We start from the raw sequence: 898 nt of genomic DNA on the forward strand, positions 1-898 counted from the left end.
CCATGGTGCCTGTGGTGTTGATAATCTCTTGGTAGTCGAATTCGACAATACCATTGATAGTGATGCCTTAGATACTAGCTACTACTCCTTAAATGCAGCGACGATTAGTAGTGTTAGTCAGCAAAGTGACACAACGGTTGTATTGCAGGTAACAGGAATTGTAGCGGGCCAGGCATATACCTTGACGGTGGATGGTACTGATCACAGCGTTGATTTCTCTGGTTTAACTGGTCATTACTTTGATCAACGTAACGGAAGTGGAACCAAGGTTTCTCAGCCTTCAGGTTTATTTACCGGTACGGCATATCTGCGTAAAGATAGCCAAGTGGATTTTGGTTGGGGCTCAGGAACGCCGACTATTTTCCCTAGTACCTCTGGAAATAATGAGCGTTTCAGTATTCGTTGGAATGGCTATGTGGTACCGACACAAACAGGTAGTTATGAGTTCCGGCTGTATTCAGATGATGGTGTACGCTTAGACCTTGAAGGTAGTGAGATTATTAATGACTGGAGCCTTCATGGACCGCGTTATTCGAGCACTTCTGCGGCGCAATTATTAAATTCTGGGCAGGGCTATATCGTTCAGATGGAGCACTTTGAGCATACTGGTCAAGCTTATGCTCGTTTGCAATGGCGCCGTGACGGTGGCAGTTGGGAAGCTATTCCAAGTGCAGCTTTGAGTTCATGTGCGGTCACAGGTGAGCTACCTGAACCTGTCGCAGAATTTCGAATGGACGAGACGGCTTGGTCTGGCTCATCAGGTGATGTGGTGGATAGCTCAGCTAGTTCTAGCAATGCCAGTTCTCAAAATGGCTTAGACACAACGAATACAGCACACCTTTGCCGAGCAGGCGATTTCGATGGTGTTGATGACTACATTGAAAGCTCAGCCGTAGGC

1 protein-coding gene is annotated in these 898 nt (G+C 46.9%); it reads left to right on the top strand.

What is annotated here, in order from left to right; all coding sequences use genetic code 11:
• Positions 1–898 (top strand): PA14 domain-containing protein (locus A3763_RS02250; protein ID WP_197482696.1); only part of this gene is annotated, 898 nt, incomplete at both ends.

This window comes from Oleiphilus sp. HI0128 (assembly GCF_001635365.1).